6 protein-coding genes and 1 pseudogene are annotated in these 5801 nt (G+C 39.2%); 4 read left to right on the top strand and 3 right to left on the bottom strand.

The window, feature by feature from the left end:
- The first annotated feature begins 263 nt into the window (after window positions 1–263).
- Both CKY02_RS22130 and CKY02_RS22125 read left to right on the top strand, forming a co-directional pair.
- Window positions 264–545 carry a type II toxin-antitoxin system RelE/ParE family toxin gene (locus tag CKY02_RS22130; protein WP_112896917.1) on the top strand — a complete coding sequence of 94 codons (282 nt, stop codon included), beginning with the start codon at window positions 264–266 and terminating at the stop codon, window positions 543–545.
- 10 nt (window positions 546–555) lie between these two features.
- Window positions 556–834, top strand: coding sequence for a HigA family addiction module antitoxin (locus CKY02_RS22125; protein ID WP_011145233.1), 279 nt, complete (start codon window positions 556–558; stop codon window positions 832–834).
- 101 nt (window positions 835–935) lie between these two features.
- Here the strand turns inward: CKY02_RS22125 and hpt are convergent, their stop codons facing one another.
- The 3 genes and pseudogenes from hpt to CKY02_RS25270 all read right to left on the bottom strand — a co-directional run bounded on the left by hpt (window position 936) and on the right by CKY02_RS25270 (window position 3116).
- Window positions 936–1481, bottom strand: coding sequence for a hypoxanthine phosphoribosyltransferase (gene hpt / locus CKY02_RS22120; protein ID WP_112896916.1), 546 nt, complete (start codon window positions 1479–1481; stop codon window positions 936–938).
- Between the two features lie 369 nt (window positions 1482–1850).
- On the bottom strand, window positions 1851–2108 hold the full coding sequence (locus CKY02_RS22115; RefSeq protein ID WP_112896915.1) for a helix-turn-helix domain-containing protein: 258 nt from the start codon (window positions 2106–2108) through the stop codon (window positions 1851–1853).
- A gap of 153 nt (window positions 2109–2261) precedes the next feature.
- Window positions 2262–3116: pseudogene (locus CKY02_RS25270) on the bottom strand (integrase domain-containing protein).
- 1685 nt (window positions 3117–4801) lie between these two features.
- On the opposite strand from CKY02_RS25270, the gene CKY02_RS25065 reads away from it, so the two are divergent.
- Entirely contained in the window at window positions 4802–5176 is a 375-nt protein-coding gene (locus CKY02_RS25065) for a hypothetical protein (protein ID WP_162120984.1), read from the top strand.
- Window positions 5177–5438: 262 nt separating this feature from the next.
- Window positions 5439–5702 carry a cupin domain-containing protein gene (locus CKY02_RS22090; RefSeq protein ID WP_112896912.1) on the top strand — a complete coding sequence of 88 codons (264 nt, stop codon included), beginning with the start codon at window positions 5439–5441 and terminating at the stop codon, window positions 5700–5702.
- Window positions 5703–5801 lie beyond the last annotated feature (99 nt).

Raw genomic sequence — 5801 nt, 5'->3', positions numbered from 1 at the left:
ATCGCTTTTATTCTGTCTCGTACCTGACCATCACGAGTGGTGTCGTGAAGACGTTCAAGTTTGATTTTTTGTTCTGATGTAATAAATATTTTCATAGCGAGGATAATGATCTCCATTTCGGATAAAACCAAGCATCTTCAATGATAACGGGTATATACCCGTTATCATTCATTGAATACTTAAATATTACAGAAATTATATGTATTTGTTGACATGCCATGACGACTTCCGCACAGTGTGCATATACAGTATACGAGACTAGTATGATTAAAAGCTTCAAACACAAAGGATTGGAAAAATTTTTCAAAACTGGTTCTACCGCTGGCATTCAGCCTAAGCATGCCCTAAAGCTGCAAATCCAGCTAACTGCATTGAATATGGCTAAAAAACCAGAAGATATGAATGCCCCTAGCTGGAAACTTCATCCACTAAAAGGAGCAAATCTTAGCGGTCACTGGGCAATATCTGTTAACGGTAATTGGCGTTTAACATTTAGATTTGAGGGCGAAGATATAATTCTCGTTAATTATCAAGATTATCACTGAGGGCAACGAAATGAAAATGCATAAACCTGCACACCCAGGCATAGTTTTGCGTGAATATCTTGGTGACATATCTGTCACAGAGGCAGCAAAGGCTCTCGGTATAACCAGAGCTGCACTATCTCGCATATTAAACGGCAATGCAGGAATATCTGCTGATATGGCCCTGCGACTGGAAGCCGCATTAGGTACTAGTGCCGAAATGTGGACAGGAATGCAGTCCCAATATGAACTGTGGATTGCCTCACAGCACAAAAGACCAGAAATAAAACCAATACTGGCTCACTCCTGATAGCGTAATAAGAGGGCTTTACTTAGCCAGCTACAACACTACACACCATGCCTAAATAAAAACGGCAACCCAAAAGTTGCCGTTTCCAAGATACGAGAAAACTACTCTTCTAGCAAAATCACATGGCCGATATAAGGCAGATGACGGTAAAGTTGCGCATAATCGATACCATAACCCACCACAAATTTATCCTCAATTGAGTAACCAATCCACGCAACCGGAACATCAACTTCACGGCGGGAAGGTTTATCCAGCAAGGTACAGATTGCCAGTGATTTTGGCTCACGCAACGCCAAAATTTCACGCACTTTATTCAGGGTATTACCTGAATCAATAATATCTTCCACAATCAGCACATGCTTACCGCGAATATCCTCGTCCAGATCTTTCAGGATTTTCACATCACGAGTGGAATTCATACCGCTACCGTAACTGGAAGCCGTCATAAAGTCGACTTGATGAGGGATCTGAATTTCACGGCATAAATCAGCCATAAAAATAAATGAACCTCTCAGCAACCCGACCAATACCAGCCCACTACCACTGTCACAATAGTGTTCAGTAATCTGTTTTCCCAGTTCAGCAATACGTTGTTTAACCTCCTGTTCGGAGATCATAACTTCTACAATATGTTTTGGTTTACTCATAACTATATATTTTTAAACGATAACTAAAATAAAATCATGTGTCTTTTTACAAAAAGTGATACACCGATTGATATACCGTTCACCACACAAAGACGCACACACAAAAACATGAGAACAAAATATTTTGCAAAGCATATCAGAATTCACCGCCTACAGTAAAAGAAGGATATATGACTCGTTGCCAGTGAGTAGATAAGTACACTAAACGTTCTGGCCTCGTGATAGGAAGTTGCGACACATTTCGTCGAAAGGTATTAAAGATTACGGTGATAGATAACCAATTATGCTACCTCATCAATCAAACAACACAGTAGGTAATGAGATGAAGTGAGGTGACTATTTCCCTGATATTTTACGGTATTAGAATAATTATTCTGCTGATTTCTCGCGAACTTTGCTCTCAATAAGATTACTGTCCATATCAAAATAACAACTAGGCCAGATTTCAGATAGATGAATGTTGAGATAATTAGCGATAATCCATTCGCCTTTAGGCCAAAGACGTGACAGCGTGTTGGCTAATGTGGAAGAACTCAGTCCCGCTTCACGGGATACCGCTGCTAAGGTTGGACCACGCTTACGTAGTGCAGCAATAATATCGGCTTGATGCCAGTCATTTCTAACCATTTATCAACCTCTTTTACCATCTATAACATAGAACGGATACTCAATCTGCGAGGTTTAGGAAAATTTCACTGCCGAATCAAATGGTCGACTTATAATTTTTCCAATCCTGTTTTTTCATCACATAGTCCAGACGAATGGAAGTCAGTGTATCCATCATGCCAAACCTCCCCGGCCATAAACCCTTTCCACATAACACCCGCGGCCATCACCATGTCCCAAATCCATTGAAACCAGTGCCCGTGCTTCCTAGCGGCTAAAGCCATTTTGTTGGTAAAAACTCAATGCATCCTACGCCCAAACATACCACAAACTATGGGGGAGAATGGCAGCCCTTTAATCCAATCTTTGTGGTATGTATCCGCCAGTAGTTCATGGCCTGCTTGAGATCCGGCTTATCAATCAACCTGCCTTCTCGTTGCTCAGCAACAGCAATTGCCTGTTCTACAGCCTCTTCCACCGCAGCAACATCCAGTACGCGAGTTTGCCTTGGTCCGCCGCCTTTTGTACTGAAAACAACATGAAGTTTTAGCTCCGGTTGTTCTAATTGTTTCCGCCAACTTTTTAATGAAGCACTGCATTGCACCATTTCCTGAGAACGTAAACCCAGCAATCGAGCAAATTTCAGCGTGACGGCAAATCCGGCATCACGTTCAAGCGCCTTCTGATGAACAACCTGAAATGTCGAATCAGGGATCGCCTGCTTCGTTCCAGCACGACTGGCTGCTTAATCCCAGCCTGATTGCTCAAGCGCGGAAAGGTTTCCAGTTTCTCCCTACCTGCCATGCGGAAGATATATTACGCAGTGCAGACATTTCATTCTGCACAGTTCGTTTAGATAAACGAGCATCAACGTAATACTCAACGTGTTTGGCTTTTAAATGGCTAAGGCTTTTGACCTGAATATTCCAACGCTCCCAAACACCCCGCAATCCGAGTGCGGTCATGGCAGGTTTTATGGCTACCGCCCCCGCCGGGCAAAAAACTTAATTCCTTAATCAATCGGCTCATCTGTTTCTCCCTTACTTATACCTGACAACATGCAATCTCTGGCGCGCGACAGTGCTGACATGCCTGCTTTGCCCTTGACGGATATCTGTGCGCCAGAGTGAACGCGGGTTGAGGTATTGTGGAGTATCGGTTGAATACGCTACACTGCCGCCGGTATAAATAGGTCATCCCCACTGGCAAAAAGCCAGCCTCAATATCGTCATGTTCTCCTTTTGACGCTCTTTCAATCTATAAAATGCCGTGTCAGATTCACTGCGCTGTTAAGCAGGCATGAGCCTGTAATCGTCGTACTGCCCTTTTGCTGCGGCGTCAAGTCCGCAAACAGTCAGCAAAAGTGGTGCAAACGTTGAAATACCAACAAGCACAGCAAAACGCCGCAACGTTAAGGATCAAACGGTAGCAATGAGCTAATTATTTAGGTGTAGAGAAGCCGCCCGCTAAATATTTTAAGCAAACATAGCTAGACATGAGCGAGATGCGCAAAAGCAATCCTGCTCATTGAAGTGAAATGAGATCGAGACGTAGCTCAATCCCATTGTGCGGAAGGCTATCACCTAACGCTAATGTGAAAAGTAAGCGAGCGCATGTTTCATGCCCACTTGAAATCAGATAAAAGTAAAGTGGATCTTCCCCACCTTAAATCCAGCTACGAAAGGCAATGAAAACCATAACCTCACGCGCCGAAGTACCGTTGGTACTCTATTAGCTAAAAAGACCGTCATCACCAAACTAGCTAGGATTGTTCATACTAGCAATATCTGCTTCCAAAGGTGTGCAGATGTACCGCAATTCTTGCTTTCACTTTCAGGCTACAGAAGTTTTTCTAGTCGTTTAAGCGCTTCCTCTCAGACCTACGGAAACATTGATGACCATCTGTGATGGTAATTAAACAGATTTAGACTAACGAATGCTTTTACTGACAATAAGAGAAAGTGATGACTAAATAAATATATCAATAAGTTTTTATTAATATCATCCAATAGATTTAGCGCATTATCATGATAACTTTAATTATAGTTTCTCTTGAAAAGATTAGAGGTTTAATATTTTCGTTTAAAATTTAATTCATCCCTATATTTTAAAGATGTTAGGATAATTACCACATTTGGTTATTTTATTTATTTAAAAAAAGACATTGACATAAAAAAACAAAAAAAATATTATCAAGATAAATCAGAAACCCTATAAAAATAATAAATAAGAATTTATGAAAATAAAAAACCATAAAAACACCTTATTGTACAGAGCCAAAGAAATATCAAAATTATCTAAAAAAACCTTTAAAAAAGAGGCTTTATTTTTTAATTTTTTTATAGTTTATATTGTCTCGGTATTTATACTTAGATTAGACACTCCTATTCTTGAGTATATAGATTACAGTATGTCAATAATTTTATTGATTATCATGTTCAGCACTGCAAATAAAATATCCAATGAATTTTCTTTATTGAAAAAAGGGTTCAAAAAAGAATACTCACATGATAAAAAACCAAATTTTTTTTATAAGATATTTACTCTATCTATTATAACTATTTTACTGATATTAGTATCGATTCCTTTTTTGTATATATTAAATCATATCCATTATGATTTTTCGTTAAAATTATTTTTAAATACAATCATGAGTTCTTATATATATTTGATTGTTATTATTTTTAGTAAACCTGAATGAAGGTAAATTTATTATGCGTGAGCTTACCATTCAAGAGCTTGATTTAGTTGCAGGTGCAGGAGCAGGAGAAACCGCTGGTGAAATAGCAGGAGCAGCCGCAGGGGGAGCTGCTGGAAGAGTAGCTGGTAGTGTAGCTGGAGGATATGCTGGAGCCGCAGCTGGTGCAGCAATAGGCTCTGTAATAGCACCGGGCCCAGGTACTGCAGCTGGTGCAGTAATTGGTGGTGTTGTTGGTCGATTTGCAGGTGGTGGTGCTGGAGCTGCCGGAGGAGCTGCAGCTGGCCGCTACATCGGAGGAGAGATAGGAGGTAGAATTGATTCTGGAGGCAATAGCAATGGTGCTGGGACCAATTATTGTAATTCAAGTGGATCTAACTATTGCCACTAATAAACCGTGATATTTTTAGATAAAAATGGGTGTAATTATACACCCATCAACCAAAAAAAAGAGGCTACGTAAACAAAAACCTTTTATTTTAATAACCTCTTAATAAGATAACTTATTACTCACTTATATACCGAATGAACTTCAAGATGCTTGAGTCGTCAGACATAAAAACATTTAAATTCAACAACATAATCGTTTTTCAAACATGCACTTTGAAGTATCTTGAGTATAGAGCCAAAATCAACAATCATTAACATTAAATATGAATCCAATTAATTTCCCCATTGATAAAAAAGACTTCCTAGAAAATTTCTTCGAAAAGAAACCGTGTGTTTTTAAAAAAATATATGATGATGATTTTATAAAACATAGTGAAATAGAAAATATATTTAATCGTTCCAACCTGCCTTCATTTGAAGGTATTAAATTAATGTACAATGGTATTATTGATAAAACAGAATATATTGAATCCTATAATGATTTAGGCACTAGACGGTATATACCCGTAATCATTGAAGATGCTTGATTTTTCCCAAAATAAGGATCATTGTACCAGTCATGAAAATATTCATTACCGATGAACAAAAAGCCGAACTCGAACACCTCCATCACACCTGTCGTGATA

The organism is Photorhabdus bodei (assembly GCF_003287735.1).
Lineage (GTDB): Bacteria > Pseudomonadota > Gammaproteobacteria > Enterobacterales > Enterobacteriaceae > Photorhabdus > Photorhabdus kayaii.
Note: the sequence above shows the minus strand (reverse complement) of the source record. Positions and strands in the feature narration are given on the sequence as shown.

What these genes read in the sequence shown, in the direction of transcription:
- CKY02_RS22130 (WP_112896917.1), top strand. Translation starts at nt 264, where the DNA reads ATGATTAAAAGCTTCAAACACAAAGGATTGGAAAAATTTTTCAAAACT.
- CKY02_RS22125 (WP_011145233.1), top strand. Translation starts at nt 556, where the DNA reads ATGAAAATGCATAAACCTGCACACCCAGGCATAGTTTTGCGTGAATAT.
- hpt (WP_112896916.1), bottom strand. Translation starts at nt 1,481, where the DNA reads ATGAGTAAACCAAAACATATTGTAGAAGTTATGATCTCCGAACAGGAG.
- CKY02_RS22115 (WP_112896915.1), bottom strand. Translation starts at nt 2,108, where the DNA reads ATGGTTAGAAATGACTGGCATCAAGCCGATATTATTGCTGCACTACGT.
- CKY02_RS25065 (WP_162120984.1), top strand. Translation starts at nt 4,802, where the DNA reads ATGCGTGAGCTTACCATTCAAGAGCTTGATTTAGTTGCAGGTGCAGGA.
- CKY02_RS22090 (WP_112896912.1), top strand. Translation starts at nt 5,439, where the DNA reads ATGAATCCAATTAATTTCCCCATTGATAAAAAAGACTTCCTAGAAAAT.